General features: G+C 50.6%; 22 protein-coding genes. 9 read left to right on the forward strand and 13 right to left on the reverse strand.

Features of this window, described 5'->3' with window-relative positions:
- Window positions 1–38: 38 nt before the first annotated feature.
- From BUE76_RS05955 to BUE76_RS05975, 5 genes are all read right to left on the reverse strand, one after another.
- A complete protein-coding gene (locus BUE76_RS05955) occupies window positions 39–1,271 on the reverse strand; it encodes a nitrous oxide reductase family maturation protein NosD (RefSeq protein ID WP_073040884.1) in 1,233 nt (410 codons plus the stop codon).
- A gap of 314 nt (window positions 1,272–1,585) precedes the next feature.
- Complete coding sequence (locus BUE76_RS05960; RefSeq protein WP_073040882.1) at window positions 1,586–2,617, reverse strand: nitrous oxide reductase accessory protein NosL; 1,032 nt, start codon at window positions 2,615–2,617, stop codon at window positions 1,586–1,588.
- A gap of 236 nt (window positions 2,618–2,853) precedes the next feature.
- Window positions 2,854–3,420, reverse strand: a complete 567-nt coding sequence (locus BUE76_RS05965; protein ID WP_073040880.1) for a fasciclin domain-containing protein — start codon at window positions 3,418–3,420, stop codon at window positions 2,854–2,856.
- 201 nt (window positions 3,421–3,621) lie between these two features.
- On the reverse strand, window positions 3,622–5,625 hold the full coding sequence (gene nosZ, locus BUE76_RS05970; RefSeq protein ID WP_073040878.1) for a Sec-dependent nitrous-oxide reductase: 2,004 nt from the start codon (window positions 5,623–5,625) through the stop codon (window positions 3,622–3,624).
- A gap of 152 nt (window positions 5,626–5,777) precedes the next feature.
- On the reverse strand, window positions 5,778–6,257 hold the full coding sequence (locus tag BUE76_RS05975; protein WP_073040876.1) for a c-type cytochrome: 480 nt from the start codon (window positions 6,255–6,257) through the stop codon (window positions 5,778–5,780).
- Window positions 6,258–6,417: 160 nt separating this feature from the next.
- On the opposite strand from BUE76_RS05975, the gene BUE76_RS05980 reads away from it, so the two are divergent.
- The 5 genes from BUE76_RS05980 to hemN all read left to right on the forward strand — a co-directional run bounded on the left by BUE76_RS05980 (window position 6,418) and on the right by hemN (window position 12,014).
- Complete coding sequence (locus BUE76_RS05980) at window positions 6,418–6,891, forward strand: RrF2 family transcriptional regulator (protein ID WP_073040874.1); 474 nt, start codon at window positions 6,418–6,420, stop codon at window positions 6,889–6,891.
- The gene (locus tag BUE76_RS05985) at window positions 6,891–7,640 is read left to right on the forward strand and encodes a DUF542 domain-containing protein (RefSeq protein WP_073040872.1); all 750 of its coding nucleotides are present in this window, start codon (window positions 6,891–6,893) and stop codon (window positions 7,638–7,640) included. The genes BUE76_RS05980 and BUE76_RS05985 overlap by 1 nt, the downstream gene beginning before the upstream one ends.
- Window positions 7,641–7,884: 244 nt before the next feature.
- Window positions 7,885–9,468, forward strand: a complete 1,584-nt coding sequence (locus BUE76_RS05990; protein ID WP_245798313.1) for a sensor histidine kinase — start codon at window positions 7,885–7,887, stop codon at window positions 9,466–9,468.
- Window positions 9,443–10,504, forward strand: a complete 1,062-nt coding sequence (locus BUE76_RS05995; protein WP_073040870.1) for a response regulator — start codon at window positions 9,443–9,445, stop codon at window positions 10,502–10,504. The genes BUE76_RS05990 and BUE76_RS05995 overlap by 26 nt, the downstream gene beginning before the upstream one ends.
- A gap of 151 nt (window positions 10,505–10,655) precedes the next feature.
- Complete coding sequence (gene hemN / locus BUE76_RS06000; RefSeq protein ID WP_245798312.1) at window positions 10,656–12,014, forward strand: oxygen-independent coproporphyrinogen III oxidase; 1,359 nt, start codon at window positions 10,656–10,658, stop codon at window positions 12,012–12,014.
- Window positions 12,015–12,241: 227 nt separating this feature from the next.
- Here the strand turns inward: hemN and BUE76_RS06005 are convergent, their stop codons facing one another.
- Window positions 12,242–12,640, reverse strand: coding sequence for an RNA-binding S4 domain-containing protein (locus BUE76_RS06005; protein ID WP_073040866.1), 399 nt, complete (start codon window positions 12,638–12,640; stop codon window positions 12,242–12,244).
- 260 nt (window positions 12,641–12,900) lie between these two features.
- Between BUE76_RS06005 and BUE76_RS06010 the strand changes: the two genes are divergently transcribed.
- Window positions 12,901–13,248, forward strand: a complete 348-nt coding sequence (locus tag BUE76_RS06010; protein WP_073040864.1) for a hypothetical protein — start codon at window positions 12,901–12,903, stop codon at window positions 13,246–13,248.
- Between the two features lie 68 nt (window positions 13,249–13,316).
- Here the strand turns inward: BUE76_RS06010 and BUE76_RS06015 are convergent, their stop codons facing one another.
- Complete coding sequence (locus tag BUE76_RS06015; protein ID WP_073040862.1) at window positions 13,317–14,684, reverse strand: dipeptidase; 1,368 nt, start codon at window positions 14,682–14,684, stop codon at window positions 13,317–13,319.
- An 82-nt stretch (window positions 14,685–14,766) separates the two neighbouring features.
- Window positions 14,767–15,933 (reverse strand): DNA polymerase IV, encoded by a 1,167-nt coding sequence (dinB, locus tag BUE76_RS06020; RefSeq protein ID WP_073040859.1) that lies wholly within the window; start codon window positions 15,931–15,933, stop codon window positions 14,767–14,769.
- Window positions 15,934–16,250: 317 nt separating this feature from the next.
- On the opposite strand from dinB, the gene BUE76_RS06025 reads away from it, so the two are divergent.
- Window positions 16,251–16,835, forward strand: a complete 585-nt coding sequence (locus tag BUE76_RS06025) for a Crp/Fnr family transcriptional regulator (RefSeq protein ID WP_073040857.1) — start codon at window positions 16,251–16,253, stop codon at window positions 16,833–16,835.
- A 212-nt stretch (window positions 16,836–17,047) separates the two neighbouring features.
- Complete coding sequence (locus tag BUE76_RS06030) at window positions 17,048–17,656, forward strand: DinB family protein (RefSeq protein WP_073040855.1); 609 nt, start codon at window positions 17,048–17,050, stop codon at window positions 17,654–17,656.
- Window positions 17,657–17,688: 32 nt separating this feature from the next.
- On the opposite strand, the gene rimM is transcribed toward BUE76_RS06030, so the two are convergent.
- The 5 genes from rimM to BUE76_RS06055 form a co-directional block, all read right to left on the reverse strand.
- Window positions 17,689–18,207, reverse strand: coding sequence for a ribosome maturation factor RimM (rimM, locus tag BUE76_RS06035; protein ID WP_073040853.1), 519 nt, complete (start codon window positions 18,205–18,207; stop codon window positions 17,689–17,691).
- Window positions 18,208–18,363: 156 nt separating this feature from the next.
- The gene (gene rpsP, locus BUE76_RS25335; RefSeq protein ID WP_073040851.1) at window positions 18,364–18,819 is read right to left on the reverse strand and encodes a 30S ribosomal protein S16; all 456 of its coding nucleotides are present in this window, start codon (window positions 18,817–18,819) and stop codon (window positions 18,364–18,366) included.
- Between the two features lie 338 nt (window positions 18,820–19,157).
- Entirely contained in the window at window positions 19,158–20,483 is a 1,326-nt protein-coding gene (ffh, locus tag BUE76_RS06045; protein WP_073040849.1) for a signal recognition particle protein, read from the reverse strand.
- Between the two features lie 20 nt (window positions 20,484–20,503).
- Window positions 20,504–20,905, reverse strand: a complete 402-nt coding sequence (locus BUE76_RS06050; protein WP_073040847.1) for a GxxExxY protein — start codon at window positions 20,903–20,905, stop codon at window positions 20,504–20,506.
- Window positions 20,906–21,063: 158 nt separating this feature from the next.
- Window positions 21,064–21,939 carry a sigma-70 family RNA polymerase sigma factor gene (locus BUE76_RS06055; protein ID WP_216820631.1) on the reverse strand — a complete coding sequence of 292 codons (876 nt, stop codon included), beginning with the start codon at window positions 21,937–21,939 and terminating at the stop codon, window positions 21,064–21,066.
- Between the two features lie 281 nt (window positions 21,940–22,220).
- Between BUE76_RS06055 and BUE76_RS06060 the strand changes: the two genes are divergently transcribed.
- Entirely contained in the window at window positions 22,221–22,604 is a 384-nt protein-coding gene (locus tag BUE76_RS06060; protein WP_073040843.1) for an START-like domain-containing protein, read from the forward strand.
- Window positions 22,605–22,725: the final 121 nt, after the last annotated feature.

The raw sequence follows: 22,725 nt of genomic DNA on the forward strand, positions 1-22,725 counted from the left end.
GGTTACTGGTTACTTGCAACCTGAAACCTGCAACTTGTTTAGAGCTTCAGCGCTTTCAAAAGCGGCTGGTCGTCTTTGAGGTTTTCGGGTGTGAGACTGGGCAAAGCCTTTTCTGCTTTATCGAGCAGTGCTACCATAAATGAGCGCAACAACATCAATGTGTTGGGATTGGACTCAATGATAGTGGAGTACATGCTCACCGGGTGATAAGGCACATCACCACGGCCATCCTTGTTGCGGTCGTAGCCTTCGTATTTGTCCCAATAATTGTTGTTAAACGTATTGAGCACCACCGAGCCGTTGGTGCCTATGTCGAAAGTGTTGCCCTGGAAATTGTTGTTGGTAAAACTGTTGTCCATACTGCTGGCGGCCACCTTGGCGGCCCAGCCGTTTTCCTCGAACCTGTTGTTGCTGGCGGCAATACGGCTGGTGCTTTCCATTTGTATGCCTACCGTGTTTTTGTAAAAGCGGTTGCCTTCTATTTTGCTGTCGCTTATTTCTTTTAACAACAAGCCATAAGCTGCAGGACCCCAGTTGTTGAGAAAGCGGTTGCGGTGCATCATCACTTTTTTCGAATACATCACCGCTACACCTGCGCCGTTGTTGATAAAAGTGTTGCCGAAGTACTGGTCGTCGTTGGAAAACATAAAGTGGAGACCATAACGGATATTGCCTTCGCTGTAATTATTGCGCACCAGCGAATGGGTTACAAATTCGAAATAGATGCCATCGCGGTGAGCATGTACCTCGTTCTTTTCCACCAGCATATTGTTGCACTTCCACAGGTGGATGCCGTTGCCGGTGGTTTGTTCGGTTTTGGTAAGGCCAAACAGATAATTGTTGCGGATGGTGCAGTTGCTGGCATTGGCCATGTGAATGCCAAAGTAGGCACGGTAAATCTTGTTGCCTTCAATCACCACGTTGGTGGCGTCTACCACCTTGATGGCGGCATAATCGTTCATGGCCGAATAGCCGGAGTTGGTGAGCTGAAAGCCCTTGATGGTGATCCTGTTTCCGCTGACGGTGAAGATCTCGTATTTGTCGGCGCCGTGCAGCAGGGGCATGTTTTCACCCAGCAGGGTGATGGGTTTGGTAACAAGGATATTGTTTACATAATAAGTACCCTTTTTAACCAGCACGGTGTCGCCTGGCTTAGCGGCTGCTATGGCATTGCGTATGGTGGCAAATGGCTGGCCTTTGCCCACGGTGAGGGTGTGTGCATGTGCCTGCAAACACAAGAGGGAAAGGAGTATACAAGAAAGCCGTTTCATGTGGGTCAACAGGTTTTCGCTTTATACTGCAAGCACGCAAATAAAACAGCCGGAAAGTCTGACTTAGATTAGGAGAAAGGGTGAAGATTATTAGGCAGTGAGCAGATTGGTATGATATGGAGGACCACGGACCACAGACGACGGACGACGATGTTTAGACCATGGATGATTGACGATGGACGATGGAGTACAGTATAATAGTGATCCATATTTCATGGTCTATCTTCCATCGTCCATCATCTATGGCCCTTCTCAATTGCCAAAACCCCGAACCATCACAGCCCGGGGTTGCACAAAAGCAAAAAGCAGTTGGTTTATAGGTCGGTCCAGGTGGTGATGGTGGCGCCTGCTTCTCTGGCTGCGGCTTCGGCAGCTGCCTTGTCGGCAAAGCCTGCTGCATTGCTGTTCATGGGGCTTTGCAGGGTGCCGCCCTTTACAAATAACGCTTTGTTGACGTCAATGAATTCGTTGTTGTTGCGGAAGTTGGTGGTGAGTGTCTGGGCGATATCGCTTGTTGGAACTTCGCCGCTTTTCAGGAATCCTTTCATGCAGTGCAGGTCATCGAATTTGTACACCTTACCTTTTTGTGTAATCACTTCACCGCCATACTGAGCGGTCATGATGGTCATCTTACAATAGTGGCAGCCATCTTTACCAATAGCAAAGTTTTGAGGACCGCCCTGGCAGCTGGAAACAGCAAGCGCCAGCAGCAATACAGCTGCATGGGCCTTTACAGATTTGAGGGTTGTGGGGATGGTGGACATATGCTTGGTTGTACGGCCTTTTAGCCATGCAGCCACCAAGATCGCAATAAAGAGCACACCGGCAGCCACAATCACCCAGCCACCTGCAGCAGGGTAAGAATACGCATCAAAATTGAGCAGTTGCTTATGGCCGATGAGAGGCGGCTGGTAGGCCATTCCGGGTACCTGTATGGCTGCTGTGGGATCGAGGTTGTGGCCATAGTCGTAGCCCCACTGGTAGAAGTCCACCATGGCTGCAACACCACCTGCCAACAGCAATACCACGTAGGCCAGCAAAGCTTTTACCCTGCCAATGGCTGCCACGGCAAGTCCCAACACAATAAAGCCCCCCACTACGTACACCAGGAAGCTGAACTCGGGAAACATTTCTGCTTTTATGTGTTTCATGCCAATGTAGTGGTTAAGGCCATTGATAATCTCTACCTGCCCGGTGATCTGGTACAGCCATATTTGCATGGACAAGCCTTCGGGATATTGCGGCGCAGCCAGGTCGATGTTCCAGATGGGGAGGAAATAGGTGGCAATCAGCAACAGCGATGCGGCTGCGATAAGGATGCGGGATAAGGGATTGAGCTTGTTCATGACCGGTAGGTTTTTAAAAACTCCGGGGCGCAAACACCCTGGAAAAGGAGTACAATGAATAAAGATGGGAAAGACAGAAGAGACAGGAAAGACGGGAAAGTCAGTAAAGTCCGGAAAGACGTTTCCGTAATTACAATATGCTCTTCATTAGCCGGGAGCCTCCTCTAAACCTTTAAGACTCCATATGCTGTCGCAAACGTCTTTACTGTCTTTCCCGTCTTTCCTGACTTTCCCGACTATTTCGGCAACAACACGCCATCAATTACATGGATGATGCCATTGGAGGCTTTCACAGTAGCTACGATGGTAGCGGTGCCGTTGATGATGGTTTTGCCGTCTTTTTTGCTGATGGTGATATTGCCGCCATTTACCTGGTTGAAGGTTTGGCCGTCCTGCAGCAAGCTTTCCGAAAGCATACCCACATACACGTGGTATTGCAGGATGTTTTGCAGGTCGGCTTTCTTGTCGGCTTGCATCAGTGCTTCCAGGGTTTCCTTGGGCACTTTATCAAAAGCTGCATTGGTGGGCGCAAATACGGTAAAAGGGCCTGCATTGCTCAAAGCATCTACCAGTCCGGCCTGCTTAACGGCGGCTACCAGGGTGGTGAAATCTTTATTGGAAGCGGCTACTTTTACTACATCCTTCGCCGACTCATCATCCTGGACGGCGCTTTGACCCGCGGCATTAGTTGAAGCTGCTGTTGCAGTTGGGTCGGTAGTGGCGGGCTCCCCGGAGCGGGCGCCACAGGCAGTGATGCTGGCGGCAAGGATGCCGGCTACAGCAAAGTGGAAAATACGTTTCATGTGGGGTTGAGTTGGAGTTGGGAGAGAAGTTGGAAGAGACAGAGAAGACAGTAAAGACGGGAAAGACAGTAAAGACAGTAAAGAAGGGAGAGATAGTAGAAACAGTAAAGATTATAGCGACTGCAAACCGTAAACGTTTTTAAAATTGTATTGGTTTTACTTTTCTGTCTTTTCCGTCTTTACTGTCTCTCCCGTCTGCTATCATTTTTTCGCAGCTACATCAGCAGCAGGCTTGTTGGTGCCAGTGCTGAAGTGGAGTGCTACATTGCTGTTGGCGGGCGATACGCGTACATATCCTTGCATCTCCTGGTGCAGTGCCGAGCAGAAGTCGGTGCAATAGATAGGGAAGATGCCGGTACGGTCGGGGGTCCACTTCAGGGTCTGGGTTTCGCCGGGCATGATCAGGATCTCGGCGTTGTTGGCGCCTTTTACGGCAAAGCCGTGGGGTACGTCCCAGTCCTGCTCTACGTTGGTTACGTGGAAGTACACCACATCGCCCAGTTTCACGCCTTCAATATTGTCGGGGGTAAAGTGGCTGCGCACAGCGGTCATCATCACGTGTACCTCGTTGCCTTTGCGCTCTACCTTGGCCATATTGTCGCCTTTGGCGGCATAGGGGTGCTGGTTCTCTTCAATCTTGTAAATTTTCTTGCTGTTCTTTTCCACCAGTGCGGCAGGAATGGCCTCTGCGTAGTGCGGCTCACCCACGGTGGGGAAGTCGAGCAGGAGTTTCATCTTGTCGCCGCTGATGTCGAAGAGTTGTGCACTCTGGGTCAGCTCGGGGCCAGTGGGCAGGTAACGGTCCTTGGTGATCTTGTTGTAGGCAATCATGTATTTGCCATGCGGCTTGGCAGTAGGTCCGCCGGGGATGCTCAGGTGACCAATGGAATAGTAGGTGGGCACACGGTCCAGTACTTTCAGGCTCTTGATATCCCACTTCACGATCTCCGACGATACGAAGAATGAAGTGTAGGCATTGCCTTTACCGTCAAACTCGGTGTGCAAAGGTCCGAGGCCGGGTTTCTGTACTTCGCCATGGAGTACGGCGTCGTATTTTAAAACGGGGATGCCGTCGTAGTTGCCATCGTAGTTTTTGCTGGCGATGGCCTGCTGGATTTTAGCAAAAGAGAAAACAGGAATGGTTGCGGCCAGCTTGCCCGAACCAATGATGTATTCACCGGAAGGATCGGTGTCGGTGCCATGCGGGCTCTTGGGGCAGGGCATCATGTATACCATATCAGGGCAGTCCTTGGGATCCAGGGTCAGCACCTCGTTGATGATGGTAGAAGTTGCGGTGTGGTTCTTTTCATCCAGCACGTTGTGGGCGTATTTCACAGCGGCTTTCTTGCCTTTGCCGGAGCGTGCATACGCCTGCGCTTTCTTCCAGTTTACAGCCATGATAAAGTCCTTGTCCTTGGCCGAAGCGTTTACTTCAAGCAGGGTGTTGGCTTTTTCGGAGTTGTAGCAGCTAAAGAAGAACCAGTCTTTGCTGGCACCTTTGCCGGCACGTGCCAGGTCGAAGTTGATACCGGGCAGCAGCAACTGGAAATCGATATTCATGCGGCCGGTGGTTTTATCCACGCCAATAAAGGATACCGTGCCTTTGAAATTGTCCTTGTAGGTGTTGATGGGCACATCGGTATTGCCGTTGTCCAAGGGTACCGAAAAGCGGGTGCCGGCAACAACGTACTCGGTGTTTTCGGTAATGAAAGGCGAGGAGTGGTTGCCTGCGCTGTTGGGGATCTCGATGATCTCCTCTGTTTTGAAGGTGCTCAGGCTGACGCGTGCAATACGGGGTGTGTTGTTGGCATTGCCAAAAGCCCAGCGGCCATCGTGCTCACCCTTGGTAGTGGAGAGTGCAATATGGTGCAGGTCGTCCCAAGGCACAAAGCCATGCGAGGTGTTGAGCATGGGCTTGGTCTCTTCGGAGAAGCCCCAGCCGTTTTCGGGGTGCTGCGAGAATACGGGAACGATGCGGAACATGCGGCCCGACGGGATGCCGTACACGCTCATCTGGCCGTTGAAGCCACCGGAAACGATGTTGTAAAACTCATCGTGTTTGCCGGGTGCTACATATACTTTGGCGGCAGCGTCGTTGCTGGCGGCACTTACGCCACCTGCCTTCGACTTGCAGCTTTGTAAACCGCCGGCCAGTACCGCCGCAGAGGCAGCCGTGAGCAGGAGGTTGGTGGAGGATAATTTCATGGAGGTATATTTTGTGTGAGTGGTGAGTAGTGATTGGTGATTAGGCATTGGGTATTGGGAATTAGGTATTGGGTATTGGACAATAGTGCATCGTTTCAATCACTAATCACCATTCACTAATCACCAATACCTAATTCCCAATACCATCTTCCTCATTTCACCCCATCATTGCTGCGCATGAATTCCAGCAGCTGGCGGGCTTCTTCGGCAGATATGTTTTGGTTGGGCATTTGCACCAGGTGTTCTTCCAGCAGCTTTTGTGCATCGGGGTCTTTGGCAATCATCACCTCGGGTTTGGTGGTCATGGCCACGATCCAGCCGGGTGAGCGGCGCTGCGTAACGCCTTTCCAACCCGGGCCTACCAGTTTTTCATCAGTAAGCTTGTGGCAACTCTGGCACTTCATTTCATAGATGGTCTTGCCTTTGTCCGCCAGGCTGGCATCAAGTGAGGCGGGCACCGTTACTGCTTCAAACAGTTTTTCGTCGGATGTGGCAGGTGCTTCGGTGGTGGCAGCGGCGGGCTCACTTGCTTCGGCAGCCGGAGCAGCATTGTTTTCACCACAGGAGCAGAGTGTGATGGAACCCGCCAGCAGCAGCAAACCTGTACCCTTGGATAAGCTTATGCGATTCATATTGGAAAGTTTTGAATAAAAGACATCGTTGTCCTTTATGGTCCAAAAGTATCAGCGCCCCGGCCTGCCCAGCTGTGAGGGTGGTCATTGTAAACGATGACTTTTATCAGTTAGGCGGAAATGCCTGTAGAATACATTTGACCTCTAGCTTTGGAGTGCTATGATCTTTTCTAAAACATTCGGTTATGCCTTGCGGGGTATCCTTTACATCGCGTTGATGCAGGATGAAAAACGTTTTGTGCAGATTGAAGAGATGGCCCAAAAACTGGGTGTGCCGAGGCATTTCCTGGGTAAGATCATGAAGCGCCTGGTAAAAGAAGGCATGCTGCTATCGGTAAAAGGTCCTTATGGCGGGTATACGCTGTCGGATGCTACCCTGCAGATGCCGCTGTTGCGCCTGGAAGATCTGACGGATGGACTGGGTACGTTCAACAACTGCGTGTTGCGCTTGCGTGCCTGCAATGCCACCAATCCCTGCCCTTTGCATTTCCAGATGGAACGCATCAAGGGCGACCTGCGACGGGTAATGGAAACCACCACCATTGCCGACCTGTTGCATAAAGACAAAAAAGAGTTCATCAACAGTATTGCCACCTATGAATTTGATGGCAGTATGTTGGAAAACGAAAATTAATGACAGGAGAAAATATTCAGGCAATACCAACGGTATCGGAACTGGTGCGGCGCAACTACCGCGCTGCGGATGTGCTGCGCAAATGGGGCATCAACTATTGTTGCAGCGGCAACGTATCGCTTGCCGAAGCCTGTGCCCTTAAAGGTATTGATGAAGCGGCTGTGCAACAGGACCTCAATGCTGCCGGGCGGCAGATATGCCTGCCTGCAGGTTTGCAGTACCAGGATTGGCCGGTTGAATTCCTGATTGATTATATCGTGCATGTACACCATGCTTACCTCAAGCAGGTACTTCCGGCACTGCACCAGCAATTGAATGGTTTTGTAAAAGGCCACACCAAAAAATATCCTTACCTGCAGGAGGTGGGCGATGTGTTCAACGACCTGAAAACCGAGTTGGAAGAACACAATGCCAAAGAGGAAGAACGCATTTTTCCTTACCTCCGGCAAATAGCCAGCACCTACAAGCGCCGCGAAACTTATGGCTCCCTGTTTGTGCGCACTTTAGGCAAACCCCTCGACAAGATGGTGGCCATAGACCATAACCGCATTGCCGCCCTGCTCGACCAGTTGCGCAGTGTAACCAACCAATACCATTTTGCCGAAGGAGCCTGTACCAACCACCAGGTGCTGTACCACAAACTGAAGGAGCTGGACAACGACCTGGTGCAGCACAAGCACCTGGAAAATAATATCCTGTACCCGCGGGTGCTGCAAATGGAGCAGGAGTTGTTGCAACCGGTGTCCTAGATCGTGGCTGGTTTTTTATCGTGAGGAAAGCGCATTGGTATATAACACGCTGCATCTGGTTCTTACCAGGTTTTTACAACAGGGCTAAGGTGCTCCTGTTATGGCGCCGCGACCCTCAGTATTTCGAAATAAGATAAGTTTGCTTCCTGGTAACAACCATCAAACCCCATTGTCGATACCAGGCACACCCAAGATGGAAAAATCCAACAGCCCTACCCCGGAACCAAAGACAGATTACAGGGGCATGCCCCAACTGACACGTAGCCAGGCATCGTGGTATGCGGTTGCGGTATTTGCCGTCACCGTTGTGCTGAGCTACTTTTTACCGGGTTATACCATTACCCTCAGCGGTCTGCTGGTGGTGATTTTTCTTTCGGTATTTGTACCTACCCGGAGTTCTACCCTGATTGCTGCCGGTACCAGCCTGGCGGTGATCCTGGGGTTTATGGCACTCAACCTGCGGGGTATACCCCTCACGCAGGTGTGGATGGAGTTTTACTTTATGTTGTTGCTGGTAGTGTTTACTACCCTGATTGTTTTATATATCAAATCCCTGATCCGGCATATGCAGTTCGACAAGAGCCACATGACCTCCCTGTTTGAAAACGCCACTGAAGGCATCATTCTCACCGACGACCGGGGAGTGATCATCCTCGCCAACCCGGCGGCCCTGAAAATGTTTGCCTACGCAGCGCCCGAGCTCATTGGTAAACCCGTGGAGGTGCTCTTGCCCAAGCGCTATCGTGCCGGCCACGGACAGCTGCGCGAAGGGTTTTACAAAGACCCGCAGAACCGCTCCATGGGTTCGGGCCGCGACCTTTTTGGACAGCGCCAGGATGGTACGGCTTTCCCCGTGGAGGTGAGCCTCAGCGCCTATAAGCAGCGCAATGTGCAGTACGTGATTGCTTTTATCGTAGACATCACCCACCGCAAGGAAATAGAGCAAAGCATGCTGCAACAACAGCAGCAGCTGGAAAAAGTAACTAATGATATCCGCCGCCTCAATGCCGAACTGGAAGCGAAGGTGGAAGAGCGGACTATTATTTTAAAAGAAGCTCTCCAGCGCCTGGAGCAAAGCCAGGCCGAACTGAGCGAGGCTTTGGATAAAGAAAAACAACTCAGCGAGATCAAGAGCCGCTTTGTGTCGATGGCTTCGCACGAGTTTCGCACACCGCTGGCAGCCGTGTTATCGTCGGCGTCATTGCTGGCAAAGTATACCACCTCCGAGCAGCAGACCAACCGCGACAAGCACATCAACCGTATTAAAGATTCGGTAAAACACCTGAACGACCTGCTGGAAGATTTCCTCTCTTTGGGCAAGCTGGATGAAGGAAAAATAACGGCCCAATTTGCGCCTTTTGCACTGCAGGAAACCGTGGGCGATACGGTGGAGGATATGAAAGGCCTGTTGAAAGAAGGCCAGCAGATTGCCTATCACCATGAAGGCAGCGACCTGGTGGTAAGCGACAAGAAGTTTTTGAAGAATATCCTGATCAACCTGGTGAGCAATGCCATCAAGTTTTCGGATGCGCATACTACCATCGAAGTACACAGCAGGGTAAATGGTACCACTGCTACCATTGCGGTTACGGATAAGGGCATCGGTATTTCGGAAGAAGACCAGAAGCACCTGTTCTCTACTTTTTTCCGCGGCAAGAACGCCCTTAATATCCAAGGCACCGGACTGGGGCTGCACATCGTAAAGCGTTATGCCGATATGTTGCATGGAACCCTACATTTGCACAGTACCCTTAATGTGGGCACTACCATTACGCTTGATTTTCCCATAAATGATATAGGCCATGGCAAAGACGATTCTGGTAATTGACGACAACAACGATCTGAGAGAAAATACCGCTGAAATACTAGAACTGGCGGGCTACCGGACCCTTACGGCCGAAAACGGCAAAAGGGGCGTAGACGTGGCGGTAAGAGAAAAGCCATCGCTGATTGTGTGCGATATCATGATGCCCGAACTGGATGGTTATGGCGTGCTGCACCTGCTGCGCAAAAACGAAGACACCGCCAACATTCCCTTTATCTTTTTGACGGCCAAAACCGAGCGGAGTGATTTTCGCAAGGGCATGGAAATGGGCGCCGACGATTATGTGACCAAGCCTTTCGAAGACATCGAGCTGCTCAATGCCATTGAAGTGCGCCTGAAGAAAAGCGAAGTGCTGGAACAGAAATACGCACCCACAGCGCAGGGCCTGTCGCAGTTTGTACGCGACATCAAGGATACGGGCCTGATGCAGCACCTCTCGGAGCAGTATGCCGTGGAGCAGTACAGCAAAAAACAAAACCTGTATGCCGAAAGCAAGCGGCCCCGCTACCTGTATTACCTGGTGGCTGGCAAGGTAAAAGCCTACAAAACCCACGAAGACGGCAAGGAATACATCACGGACCTGTACAGCGCCGGCGATTTTGTGGGCTACAGTGCCCTTATTGAAGACAAGAACTACGACGATACCGCGGTGATTGTGGAAGACGCCGAGATCATGCAGATTCCCCGCGAGGATTTCCTTACCATGATCCACAGCGATGTGAACATTGCCGCCAAGTTTATCCGCATCATCACCCAAAACGTAAAGGAAAAAGAAGAGCGCCTGCTTAGCCTCGCTTATTCTTCGCTGCGCAAAAGGGTAGCCAAAGCGCTGGTGGACCTGAACCAAAAGTTCAACGCCGATGGCGGCGCTACCCATGCCATCGAAATCAGCCGCGAAGAAATAGCCCAGTACGTAGGCACCGCCACCGAATCGCTGATCCGCACCCTGTCGGATTTCAAATCAGAAAAACTGATCGACATCCGCAATGGCAAGATCGTGGTGAGCGATGCGCAGAAGTTGAAGAACTTATTGTACTAAGATGAGTAATGAGTGATGAATGATGAGTAGCTACTCACTCATCACTGATCACTCATCACTCATCTCCTGACCACAATCCTCCCAAAAGATAACCTGCGTCACCCGGCGCAGCATGCACCTATGGTAGTTTTGCTTCATGCTACCCGAGGAAGTGAACCCCCTATTGATTCGCAAATACAACCAGCCGGTGCCGCGCTACACCTCTTATCCCACCGTGCCGGTATGGCACGAGCAGTTGGATGCAGCGGAATGGCAGCAGGCTTTCCGTCAACGTTTTGACGAGCAGAACCACACCTCGGGCATTTCGCTGTACATACACCTGCCTTTTTGCGAATCGCTGTGCACCTATTGCGGATGCAACAAAAAGATCACGACCAACCACAAGGTTGAAGACGAGTACCTGGAGGTGATTGAAAAGGAATGGAAGCGTTACCGGAAGCTGATGAAGCAAACACCGGTGATCCGCGAAATACACCTGGGTGGCGGCACGCCTACTTTCTTTGCGCCGCGCAACCTGCAACGCCTGATCAGGGGCATTCTGAAGGACAGCATCGTGCATCCCAGCCACGAGTTCAGCATCGAAGGGCATCCCAACAATACTACCGAGGCGCACCTGAAAGCTTTGTATGAGCTGGGCTTCCGCCGTATCTCTTATGGTGTGCAGGACAACGATCCAGATGTGCAGCGCGTCATCAACCGCATCCAGCCATTTGAAAATGTACTGAAGGCTACGGAAATGGCACGTGCCATTGGCTTTACCTCGGTAAACTTTGACCTGATATATGGGCTTCCCCTGCAAACCATCGAAAGCATAGAACGCACCATTGCGCAAACCATCACCCTGCGCCCGGATCGCATCGCTTTTTACAGCTATGCCCATGTACCCTGGACCAGCAAGGCCCAGCGCCTGTTTGACGAGAGCCACCTGCCACCTGCCGAACTGAAAGTGCAGCTATACCTGAAAGGCAAGCAAATGCTTACCGAAGCTGGCTATACTGATATTGGCATGGATCATTTTGCGCTGCCCACCGACGAGTTGTACAAGTGCTGGGAGCGGGGTAAACTGCACCGCAACTTTATGGGTTATACTACCCAGCAAACCGGGCTGCTGCTTGGGTTGGGTGTGTCGAGCATTTCGGACATTGGAACGGCATACGCACAGAACGAAAAGACCCTGCACAATTATTACGAAGACATCAACAGCGGCGGTCTGGCTATCAAGAAAGGCTATATGCTTTCCGAGGAAGACGCTTCGTTCCGTAAATACATCCTGGATATTGCCTGCCGTGGCTCTACCACTTTTAAGGAAAAAGACCTTGTCTTGCTGGAGCAGTACAGCTTTCCAAAGTTGAAAGCCCTTGCCGCCGACGAGTTGGTAGAATGGGACCTGGAGGGTATTCGCCTCACGCCGCAGGGCCGGCAGTTTATCCGAAACGTAGCCAGCGCTTTCGACCTGTATATTCAACGGCAGGCAGCCAGCGAAAAGCCGATGTTCAGTAAGGCAATCTAAACGTGCTGTTGGCTATTGGCTTTTAGCTGTTGGTAAAACAACTGCATGTATTGCAGGATGGCTTTGAACTTATGTGTTGTGTTTAAATGATAAAACCCCGGAGGTGTCTACCTGCCGGGGTTTGTTATTTACAAGCTGCAAGTATTTAGCTTCAAGCTGCAAGTATTTCCCAACTGAAACAAAGTGCTAGGCAACAGCCACCACACTCATTACTCATCACTGATCACTCATTCCTCTTCCTCTTCTCCCATAAACCCATCGATCTCCCTTCTTTGCTTCTTGGTGGGGCGGCCGATCTTGCTGCGGCGTTTACCGGTATGGAAAGTGGCGGCTTCAAATTTCATCTTGTCGCCTTCTTCTTCAGGGGTGATATCCAAATAGTATTTGATGGCTTCGCTGTATGCCTGCCGGCTGGCCAGCAGGCCGGTAACCTTGATCACCCATTTGCGGGCTTCGGTCTTCACTTCGTATTCATCGCCGATACTTACCGTTTTGGCTGCCTTTACATTGGTGCCCAGTAGTTTTACCTTGCCCGTGTCGCATGCGGCGGCTGCCAGCGTACGGGTTTTGAATATGCGGATGGCCCAGAGGTATTTGTCCAGGCGGAGTTTTTCTTTATCTGCCATGGGCCAAAGGTAGTTAAGGGTTTGGGGTTTGGCGTTGGGGGGTTGGTTAAAACATGCGGCCGATTTTTCTTGCTGCTGTTTTCAATTAAGGTGTGACTGTGATTAGGATACCGGCAACAGGAAGCGGTGATATCAGGTGTTGTCGGCTTATTACTGGATTCTCCCCGCGTCCCCTGCTGCTCCGCATCTTCCGCGTGAAACCCCAACACAGCACAATATTTCCCTTTATTGTCTATTTTCAACACACCAAAAACAACATCATGAAACTGCTGCTCCTTGCCATTGCTGCTTGCTTCAGTGCCTCACTACAGGCGCAGGAAATTAATATCGGGGACAAATCCAAGTTGCTGGAAAGGGCCATGCAGTTCAAGATAGCAGGTAAGGATACGGTGAAACGCGAGGCCTTCAACCTGGTGATCCAAACACCCGGCAGCCGGGTGCGCATCCTGCCGCAGGACGGCATGCCCTGCATTGTTCCGGATACCAGCGATATAGCAGCCATGCCCAACGCTTTTAAAAAGACACCTGAAAAGGACCCGTTGCCCGGCCGCATACCCAATGCCTGGAAAGAGCCCAAGCCCCTGCCCGACTTCAAAGGTTCCAAATAAAAACGCCCACCCGGTAGGGTAGGCGCTATTATAAGATCTTCCATCTCTTTAATAGATGGAAGATTGGTTTATGCTTCCGCAAAATACTGGTGGAAATAAGGAATGGTTTCAATACCCTTATAGTAGTTCTCCAGGTTAAACTTCTCGTTGGGCGAGTGCAGGTTGTCGCTGTCGAGGCCAAAGCCCATGAACACGATCTTCACACCCAGTTCTTTTTCCAGAATAGCGCAGATGGGAATAGAACCACCGCCACGTACGGGGATGGGTTCTTTACCAAATGTTTCCTTCACTGCTTTGGCTGCAGCCTGGTAACCCTTGCTGTCGAGCGGGGTCATATAGGCTTCACCGCCGTGGAGGTTATAAGCATTTACCTGAACCGATGCAGGCGCAATTTTACGGAAATGCTCCAGCAGCATCTGCGTGATCTTTTCCGACGACTGGTTGGGCACCAGTCGGGCAGAGATCTTGGCATAAGCCTTTGAAGGCAGTACCGTTTTGGCCCCTTCGCCGGTATAGCCGCTCCACATGCCGTTTACTTCCAGGGTAGGACGGATGCCGGTATGTTCGTTGGTGGTATACCCTTTTTCGCCCCACAGTTCCTGTACGCCCAAGTCGGCGGCATATTCTTGTGCATCAAAAGGTGCACGGGCCATCAGCTCGCGTTCTTCGGGTGTGGCTTCCACTACGTCGTCGTAAAAACCAGGAATGGTAATATGGTTGTTCTCGTCGTGGCAGGAAGCGATCATTTTAGCCAGGATGGTAGCGGGGTTGGCAACGGCGCCACCATACACACCGCTATGCAGGTCGCGGTTGGGACCGGTCACTTCTACCTGTATGTAGGCCAGGCCGCGTACACCCACATCAATGGAAGGATTTTCCATCGAAATCATGGAAGTATCGGAAATCAGGATCACATCGCACTTCAGGAGGTCCCTGTTATCGGCTACAAACTGCTCCAGGTTGGGGGAGCCCACTTCTTCTTCGCCTTCGATGAGGAACTTGATATTGGTGGTTTGGGTGCCGGTTTGCACCATGGTTTCAAATGCCTTTACGTGCATGTAAAACTGGCCCTTGTCGTCGGCCGAGCCGCGGGCATACACTTTACCATCCTTGATCACGGGCTCAAAGGGGCCGCTGTGCCACAGCTCCAGCGGGTCGGCGGGCTGCACATCGTAGTGGCCATATACCAGCACGGTAGGTTTCAACGGGTCGATGATCTTTTCGCCATATACCACGGGGTAGCCATTGGTAGGCATCACCTCCACGCGGTCGGCGCCGGCTTCGCGGAGACGTTGGGCCACCGCATCGGCGCAGCGTTGCATATCGCCAGCGTTTTCGGTATTGGCGGAAATGGAAGGAATGCGGAGGAGTTCCAGCATTTCGTTGAGGAAACGGTCTTTGTTCTGCTCCTGATAACTTTTCCAGGCCTGTTGCATAAGCTATATCGTTAATGGTAAAATAAGCGGGCTAAAGATAGACCTATAAGGTTTTAAAAACCTTATAGGTCTTTACGACCTGTTAGGTGTTCCCCGGCTTTTTCCGCATAGCACCCGCCTTGGTGATCATCGCGGAGCCAAACATGTTTTTCAACTGGTCTACCGTTTTGTACAATTCCAGTTTTTCCTCCGACCGGTCAAACAAATTCATTTGGAGCGTCATGGGTATGAGGTGCGAAAAGCGCACACCCAACAGGCGCACCTTTTCACCCGGACGGTATAATTTGCCAAAAAGGTCTTTTACTTTTTCAAACAACACGTTATCCAGCGCAGTGTAGTCAATCACTTCCTGTTTGGACACGGTAGAAAAATCAGAGTACCGGACTTTCACCGTTACACAACCCGTCAGCTTTTCTTCCTGCCGCAGGTCGTACGCACATTCCTCGGTTTGCTTGAGCAACTGGGTGTGCAGGAATTTCAGGTCATTGCTGTCTTCCGAAAACGTGTCTTCGTGCGACAGTGATTTTTGTTCGCTGTAAGCCTCCACCGGGTTGTCATCGATACCATGTGCTTTTTCCCACAGGCGTTTGCCCCACTTGCCAAAGGCTCTTTCCAATACCTCAATGGGTGTATGGGCCAGCTGCTGAATGGTATGAATACCCATTTGTTTGAGCTGCACTTCTGTTTGTTTGCCCACCATGGGAATCTTGTCTACCGTCATGGGCCAGAGGAATGCCGTTTCCTTGCCATGCGGTATTTCGAGGAAGCCATTGGGCTTGGCCTCGGTAGTGGCCATCTTGCTTACCAGCTTGGAAGAAGACAGGCCATAGGAGATGGGCAGGCCCGTTTCGCGCATCACCTTTTCGCGCAACTGGCGGGTGTACTCACTGGCGCCAAAGAAGCGGTCCATGCCACTGAGGTCGCAGTAAAATTCATCGATGGAGGCTTTTTCAAATTGGGGCACCGCCTCGCTGATGATGCCGGTAACAATGCGCGAATAATGGCTGTAATCGGCATGGCTGCCGCGGATAAAGATGGCTTCAGGGCAAAGGCGCTTTGCTGTTATGGAAGGCATGGCACTGTGAATACCAAACTTGCGGGCCTCGTAAGAGCAGGCCGCTACAATGCCGCGCTGACCGTCGCCACCAACGATGAGGGGCTTGCCTTTCAATGAAGAGTTTTTCAGTACTTCTACCGACACAAAAAAAGCATCGAGGTCGAAATGGGCGATATGACGGGAAGCGGTGATGGGTGAAGGTTTAGAAGGGCAAAGGTAGGTGGGTTAGGGGTTGTGAGTTTGGCGTTAGGTGTTTTTGGTTTTTGGTTTTTGGTTTTTGGTTTTTGGTTTTTGGTTTTTGGTAAAACTTTCTAAGATACGGTGGAATGGTGCTTACTGTTAGGGGCGGTGGCTGGTGGGCGGTTGATTCTCGTAGTGCTATAGTGTTTATACTGGAAAGGAAAACGTAGCAAAAAACTAACCTGTATCAGGATGATAAATGGAGCTACCGTGGTTAGGTGTGAAAGCGAAGTGCCGCTGCTGTTAAATCGGTAAGTTTAACCACCAATATGAACCCGCACCAACAACTGCAGCAGTTCCTTTTGCCCATTCACGCATTGAAGAGCGAAGAGATGGAGGCTTTCCTGGCCGTTTGGGAGCCTTATACCTGCAAGCGCAAGCAGGTGCTCACCCAAAGTGGCGAAACGGAACGATACCTGTATTTTGTACTGGAAGGTGTGCAGCGTTGCTATTGCCTTACACCGGCCGGCGCTGAGGCTACCATTGTGTTTACCTATCCTTATTCCTTTTCGGGTGTTGCCGATTCCTTTCTTACCCAAACACCTTCGGGCTATGTGCTGGAAACGCTTACTGCGAGTAGCTTTTTGCGCACCAGCTACACACAACTGGAGCAATTGTTACACCATTATCCCAATATACAAACCCTACTACTGAAGGCTACTGCTTTTGTACTCAAAGGCGTTTTGGAGCGGCAGGTTGAACTACAGTATTATAGTGCAGAAGATAAGTTCCGCACCCTGCTGCGCCGGAGCCCCCATGTGCTTAATCTCATACCGCATAAATACCTGGCTTCTTACCTGGGTATCGACCCGGCAACTTTCAGCAAGTTGCTGGGGTCGGTACGAATCGGGTAATGAGGGTAAGCAGGGTAGTGGAAAGTGATTGGTGCGTAGTGATTGGTGATTGGGAATTCAGGATTGAATGAGCAGGAGGAAAACCCAAAACTATTTCCCTGGTTCCGGATTCATTTTGAATACCCAATACCCAATCCCTTTTTCTTAAATCTTGATTAAGGCAAAGATTTTGCAAAACACCTCCTGCTAGTTTTGTTTCAAAACATCCAGGTATGAAAAAGTTTAAAGCCGAGGACCTGATCAATAGTTTGCAGCAGGATGTGCGCCAGCTGATTTTGGGTGCAGAGCACTTCCGGGGTATTGACCCGGTAAAGCTCAATTACCCGCCCGCCGAAGGTTCGTGGACCGTGTTGCAGGCGCTGGAGCACCTCAATTTGTACAACCGCTATTACCTGCCTGAAATTGAAAGAAAGGTGGCCATTATTCCTAAAGAATGGAACGCCTGGTTTGTGCCCGGTATGCTGGGCGATTATTTTACCCGCATGATGCAGCCTGCCAATGTGCTGGAGGTGAAAAACAAGATGAAAACCCCCAAAGGCTACCGGCCCGAACTGGTGCTGAACGCCGATGCTGTGTTGCAGGAGTTTATCACCCACCAGCACAAGTTGCTGAAGTTGCTGGAAATTGCCCGTAAGCGCAATATGAACGAAATAAAAATTGCCACATCCCTGAGCAAACTGCTCAAACTAAAGCTGGGCGACACTTTCCGGTTCCTGATTGCCCATGAGCAAAGGCATATGGTGCAGGCCCGCAATGCACTGAAGGCGCTGGGGTTGCCTACCGGCCAGTTTCCGGTAGTGGTAGCTCCTGCCGGTGTGTAAAAGGGTGGTTAAGGCAAAACGGGGTGTTTGCCTTAACCTAAATAGATTTCCAGCAAGCCTTCGGGTAGCTCCACGTACACCTTGCGGTCCTTGTGGTCTATATTCAGCAGGGTGCTTTCGTTAAGGGGAATATAGGCTTCCTTGCCTGCAACTTCTATGCGGCACAACACCTGGTGGGGTTGCTCTATCACTTCGATGATGAGGCCCAGTTCCTTTTCTTCCTCAATAAGGGTATAGCCCAGCAGGTTGATGGGAGCTGTTTTTGCCGAGAACTTGCGGAAGTCGGGTTCGGGCAGCCAAACTTCTTTTTGCGCCAGCTTTACCGCAGCCTCGCGGGTATTGATATCCTGTATTTTCAGGTAAATTTCTTCTTCGCTCTTGATGCGGGCGCCCTCAACAAAATAGGGGATGAAGGAACTTTTGCGTTCTTCAATGAAAATGGCCGCCAAGCCTTTGAGCGCTGTTTTTTTTCCCAGGCTATGTTTCAGTACCAACTCGCCGGTGAGGCCAAAAGCGGAAACGAGCTTGCCTATCTTAAAATATTCAGTCATTCGATTTGCGATTTTAGATTACGGATTTCGGAGCACTTCCTTTGTCGGCAAATAGGCGCTGGTGAGTGGCTGCCCAAATCCGATATCCTATCTCTGAAATAAAAAAAGGTGGCTGCCCGGGGGCAAACCACCTTAATTCGTTGCAGGTCCGGATGATTATCCTTCAGCACCTTCTTCGCTGGCGGGACGCGCTGCGGGGCGCTCCTGACGGCGGTAAGGCGGATTTCTGCGGGCTCTTCTTTCCTGCTGGGCAGCCTGCTGGCGCTTTTGAATCTGGGCTTCGTGTTCGCCATGCCATGCCTGGAATTTCTCCATAGCAGTAGCATCATCAAACAGACCCAGTTTCACACCGCGCAGGAGGTGTTTCAGATACAGCACGCCTTTGTACGACAGGATTTTACGAACAGTATCGGTAGGCTGAGCACCTTTGTGCAGCCATTCCAACGACTTCTGACGGTCGAGCTGGATAGTAGCAGGGGTAGTCAGGGGGTTGTAAGTACCGAGTTTCTGGATGAATTTACCATCGCGGGGGCTGCGGGCATCTGCCACAACAATGAAATAGAACGGGCGCTTCTTCGACCCGTGTCTTTGCAGTCGGATTTTAACTGGCATCTTAAATAGACATTTAAATGCGTTAAAGAAAAAAGGTTAACGCGGCAAAAGTACGGCCGTCAGCCAACATAGACAACTTACTGGCAAATTTTAAGAACCTTTATCCGCATTCGTTTGCGGATTAGAGAAAACAGAAGGGAAATGCTGCTGGGACCCCTTTTTTTAGATGATTTCTAAGCAATTAAGAAGCTGCCTGGGTTCAAAGTGTATTCAAACCCGGCCTTATCTTCAAATCTTGGGTTGTGCCAGCAGCTAAAACAAATCCGCCACCTCTTGGAGAGATGGCGGATCAAAAAGGCAATTTCGACCTAAGTTCTCCATCAGGGAGCCCGTGGGTATTACCTCCGCATGCCCGGCATCATCTTGCCGCCCATGGGCATTTTGTTCATCATCTTCATCATCTCGCGCATCTGCTCAAACTGCTTCATAAAGGCGTTTACTTCCGAGATGTCCTTGCCCGAACCTTTGGCAATACGCTTACGGCGGCTGCTGTCAATTACATCGGGGTTGGCCCTTTCGTGCAGGGTCATGGAGTTGATGATGGCTTCAATGCCTTTGAACGCATCGTCCGAAATATCGATATCCTTGATGGCCTTGCCCACACCGGGTATCATGGCCAGCAGGTCCTTGATATTACCCATCTTCTTGATTTGCTCCAGCTGCTGCTTGAAGTCGGCAAAGTCAAACTGGTTCTTGCGGATTTTCTTTTCCAGCTTTTTGGCCTGCTCTTCGTCGAACTGGGCCTGGGCTTTTTCCACCAGGGTGGTGATATCACCCATACCCAGGATACGCTGGGCCATCCGCTCGGGGTAAAACACATCGAGCGTATCCAGTTTTTCACCGCTGGAAACAAACTTGATGGGTTTTTCAACCGTGTATTTAATAGAAAGGGCCGCACCACCGCGGGTATCGCCATCCAGCTTGGTCAGCACCACGCCACTGAAGTCGAGGCGGTCGTTGAAGGCTTTGGCGGTGTTTACCGCGTCTTGGCCGGTCATACTGTCCACCACAAACAGGATTTCGGTGGGGTTTACCGCGCTTTTGATATTGGCCACTTCGGTCATCATCGCTTCGTCTACCGCCAGGCGGCCGGCGGTATCGATGATCACCACGTTCTTGTTCTTGGCGCGTGCCTCGCGGATGGCGTTTTGGGCAATCTCAACCGGGTTTTTGTTCTCCAGTTCCAGGTGCACATCCACGCCTATCTGCTCGCCCAGCACCCGCAGCTGCTCCATGGCCGCAGGGCGGTACACGTCGGCAGCCACCAGCAGGGGCGACAGTTTCTTTTGCTTTTTAAGGTAGTTGGCCAGTTTGCCGCTGAAGGTGGTTTTACCCGAGCCCTGCAGGCCTGCAATCAGGATCACGGCAGGAGCGCCCTTAGCGTTCAGTTCGGTAGCCTCGCCACCCATCAGGCTTACCAGTTCGTCCTTAACGATCTTTACCATCAGCTGGCTGGGCGAAATGGCGGTGATCACTTTTTCACCCGTTGCCTTTTCCCGTACCGTATCGGTAAATTCCTTGGCGATCTTATAGTTTACGTCGGCATCCACCAGTGCACGGCGGATCTCTTTCACCGTTGCCGCCACGTTGAGGTCGGTAATCTTTCCTTCGCCTTTAAGGTTTTTAAAGGCACTATCAAGCCGGTCGCTTAATGATTCAAACATGGATCACAGATTTGATGATTTTACTGATTTCGCAGATTCCTTTCGGAATAAACGAATCTTTTGAACTGAAGGCTGTCTGCTCCAAAGTCGAGCAACAACCCCACTTCAATTTTAAAGATATTTAAGTAGTTAAGAACCTGATTACAAGCAGTTTTATCTATTTCACCAACAGCTTTCAATTCAACCAGTACTTTTTGTTCAACAAGTACATCCAACCTTCTTTTCCCAATCCATTGAGCCTGATAATAAATATCCTTTTCAACTTCACTTTTAAAGTTCAGACCGGTTTGTGCAAGTTCAATCAATAAACTTTTCCTGTAAATCGCTTCTGGAAAACCGCAGCCAAAATGGTTGTGCACCTTCATGGCACAGCCAATAATTTGTCTTGTAAGATTCGAATGTTTGTAGTGGCTTTGCTCCATAAAACATCTGCGAAATCCTTTCCAATCCTTCCATCTGCGATAAAAAAAAGTGAATAGAGACTATTCACTTTCAGTTGTGCAAATATAAAGATATAAGTGGGATGCGGGAGGCTGCACTTTAGCCCAAGGCCAAACCTTTAACGCCAAACCCCAAACATTCAGGCCCCCAGGTAGGTGCGCAGTACTTTGGTGCGGCTATTGGCTTTTAGTTTGGTGATGGCTTTGTCCTTGATCTGGCGAACGCGTTCGCGGGTGAGATTAAACTTTTCGCCAATGTCTTCCAGGCTAAGGGGGTGATCCACACCGATACCAAAAAAGTAGCAGATCACGTCCTTTTGCCTTTCGGTAAGGGTGCCCAGCGAGCGGTTGATCTCCACCCGGAGGCTTTGGCGGTGGTCCAGTTCGGCATCGGTTTTTTCTGCATTTGGGTTTTCCAGCACATCCAGCAGGGTGCTTTCTTCGCCTTCGGCCAACGGCGTGTCCATACTTATATGGCGGGCGTTGATGCCCAGTGAAGAGGAAACTTCTTCCAGGTCCATACCCAGGAGTTCGGCCAGTTCTTCGGCCGAGGGTTCGCGTTCAAACTCCTGCTCCAGCTGTGAGTAGGCTTTTTGGATGCGGTTGGTGAGGCCTACTTTATTAAGCGGCAGGCGCACGATGCGGGCCTGTTCGGCCAGCGCCTGCAGGATGCTTTGGCGGATCCACCATACGGCATAGGAAATAAATTTGAAACCACGGGTTTCGTCAAAACGCTGGGCGGCTTTAATGAGGCCCAAGTTGCCTTCGTTGATCAGGTCGGGAAGGGAAAGGCCCTGGTTCTGGTACTGTTTGGCAACAGATACCACAAAGCGCAGGTTGGCACGGGTTAGCTTGTTGAGGGCTTGCTGGTCGCCTTGTTTGATCAGGGTGGCAAGGCGAACTTCCTCCTCAGGCGTAACAAGCTCTACTTTTCCGATCTCCTGGAGGTATTTTTCCAGGCTTTGCGATTCACGATTGGTGATCGACTTTGTGATCTTCAGCTGACGCATACTCATAGGTAGGCAGTTTAGATGGTTAATTTGAGGTTGCAGCGCAATCGTTTTGGTAAGGGTGTCCCAAATATTCCATCACAAAATCTTCCGCTCAGATTTGTTGGTTGCTAGTGATCTTCTATCCAATTTAAGAAAACTGTGTATATGAAAAAAATAATTTTTAAGAATCCTTTTACAAATGCTTACGGAAAAACCCTTATAAGTTATAACAGGGCTGGATAAAAAATTTTGGTGGTTCCCTTTTTTTCCTGTTATTGCAGCCCCCGAAGGGATAATAGGACCCAATGAGTAAAAAACAATTATACACTTTAGAATACCCGGTGCGCTGTTCGCCCACCATCCTGTACGAATTTCTTTCTACCGCCAGCGGTATGCAGGAATGGTTTGCCGATAAAGTAGATGAAAGAGATGGCGTATTTACTTTCTCCTGGAACGGCTCCAGCGAAACAGCCGAACAGGTGGAGAGCGAGGAAGAGCGCTTTGTGCGGTACCATTGGTCGCATGCACCCAAAGAGGAATACTTCGAGTTCAGGATCGAAAAGTCGGAGGTGACCAACCAAACCATCCTGGTGATCAAAGATTTTGCAGAGAAGAAGGAAATCAAGGACCAGAGCATGCTTTGGGACTACCAGGTTAAAGACCTGTTCCATCGCCTGGGTGGCGCCTAGTACGAGCAAATGCGGAGCAGCAGCTCCCAGCTTTTCAATAAATTATTTGCTGCAAGATGCCACTGTTCCAGTGGCCATTTTGCAGCAATTTTTATTGGTACCGGCCGGGGGGGGAGGGGGG

The sequence above is a fragment of the Cnuella takakiae genome (genome assembly GCF_001953305.1).
GTDB lineage: Bacteria > Bacteroidota > Bacteroidia > Chitinophagales > Chitinophagaceae > Flavisolibacter > Flavisolibacter takakiae.

What these genes read in the sequence shown, in the direction of transcription:
- BUE76_RS05955 (WP_073040884.1), bottom strand. Translation starts at nt 1,271, where the DNA reads ATGAAACGGCTTTCTTGTATACTCCTTTCCCTCTTGTGTTTGCAGGCA.
- BUE76_RS05960 (WP_073040882.1), bottom strand. Translation starts at nt 2,617, where the DNA reads ATGAACAAGCTCAATCCCTTATCCCGCATCCTTATCGCAGCCGCATCG.
- BUE76_RS05965 (WP_073040880.1), bottom strand. Translation starts at nt 3,420, where the DNA reads ATGAAACGTATTTTCCACTTTGCTGTAGCCGGCATCCTTGCCGCCAGC.
- nosZ (WP_073040878.1), bottom strand. Translation starts at nt 5,625, where the DNA reads ATGAAATTATCCTCCACCAACCTCCTGCTCACGGCTGCCTCTGCGGCG.
- BUE76_RS05975 (WP_073040876.1), bottom strand. Translation starts at nt 6,257, where the DNA reads ATGAATCGCATAAGCTTATCCAAGGGTACAGGTTTGCTGCTGCTGGCG.
- BUE76_RS05980 (WP_073040874.1), top strand. Translation starts at nt 6,418, where the DNA reads ATGATCTTTTCTAAAACATTCGGTTATGCCTTGCGGGGTATCCTTTAC.
- BUE76_RS05985 (WP_073040872.1), top strand. Translation starts at nt 6,891, where the DNA reads ATGACAGGAGAAAATATTCAGGCAATACCAACGGTATCGGAACTGGTG.
- BUE76_RS05990 (WP_245798313.1), top strand. Translation starts at nt 7,885, where the DNA reads ATGCCCCAACTGACACGTAGCCAGGCATCGTGGTATGCGGTTGCGGTA.
- BUE76_RS05995 (WP_073040870.1), top strand. Translation starts at nt 9,443, where the DNA reads ATGGCAAAGACGATTCTGGTAATTGACGACAACAACGATCTGAGAGAA.
- BUE76_RS06005 (WP_073040866.1), bottom strand. Translation starts at nt 12,640, where the DNA reads ATGGCAGATAAAGAAAAACTCCGCCTGGACAAATACCTCTGGGCCATC.
- BUE76_RS06010 (WP_073040864.1), top strand. Translation starts at nt 12,901, where the DNA reads ATGAAACTGCTGCTCCTTGCCATTGCTGCTTGCTTCAGTGCCTCACTA.
- BUE76_RS06015 (WP_073040862.1), bottom strand. Translation starts at nt 14,684, where the DNA reads ATGCAACAGGCCTGGAAAAGTTATCAGGAGCAGAACAAAGACCGTTTC.
- BUE76_RS06025 (WP_073040857.1), top strand. Translation starts at nt 16,251, where the DNA reads ATGAACCCGCACCAACAACTGCAGCAGTTCCTTTTGCCCATTCACGCA.
- BUE76_RS06030 (WP_073040855.1), top strand. Translation starts at nt 17,048, where the DNA reads ATGAAAAAGTTTAAAGCCGAGGACCTGATCAATAGTTTGCAGCAGGAT.
- rimM (WP_073040853.1), bottom strand. Translation starts at nt 18,207, where the DNA reads ATGACTGAATATTTTAAGATAGGCAAGCTCGTTTCCGCTTTTGGCCTC.
- rpsP (WP_073040851.1), bottom strand. Translation starts at nt 18,819, where the DNA reads ATGCCAGTTAAAATCCGACTGCAAAGACACGGGTCGAAGAAGCGCCCG.
- ffh (WP_073040849.1), bottom strand. Translation starts at nt 20,483, where the DNA reads ATGTTTGAATCATTAAGCGACCGGCTTGATAGTGCCTTTAAAAACCTT.
- BUE76_RS06050 (WP_073040847.1), bottom strand. Translation starts at nt 20,905, where the DNA reads ATGGAGCAAAGCCACTACAAACATTCGAATCTTACAAGACAAATTATT.
- BUE76_RS06055 (WP_216820631.1), bottom strand. Translation starts at nt 21,939, where the DNA reads ATGAGTATGCGTCAGCTGAAGATCACAAAGTCGATCACCAATCGTGAA.
- BUE76_RS06060 (WP_073040843.1), top strand. Translation starts at nt 22,221, where the DNA reads ATGAGTAAAAAACAATTATACACTTTAGAATACCCGGTGCGCTGTTCG.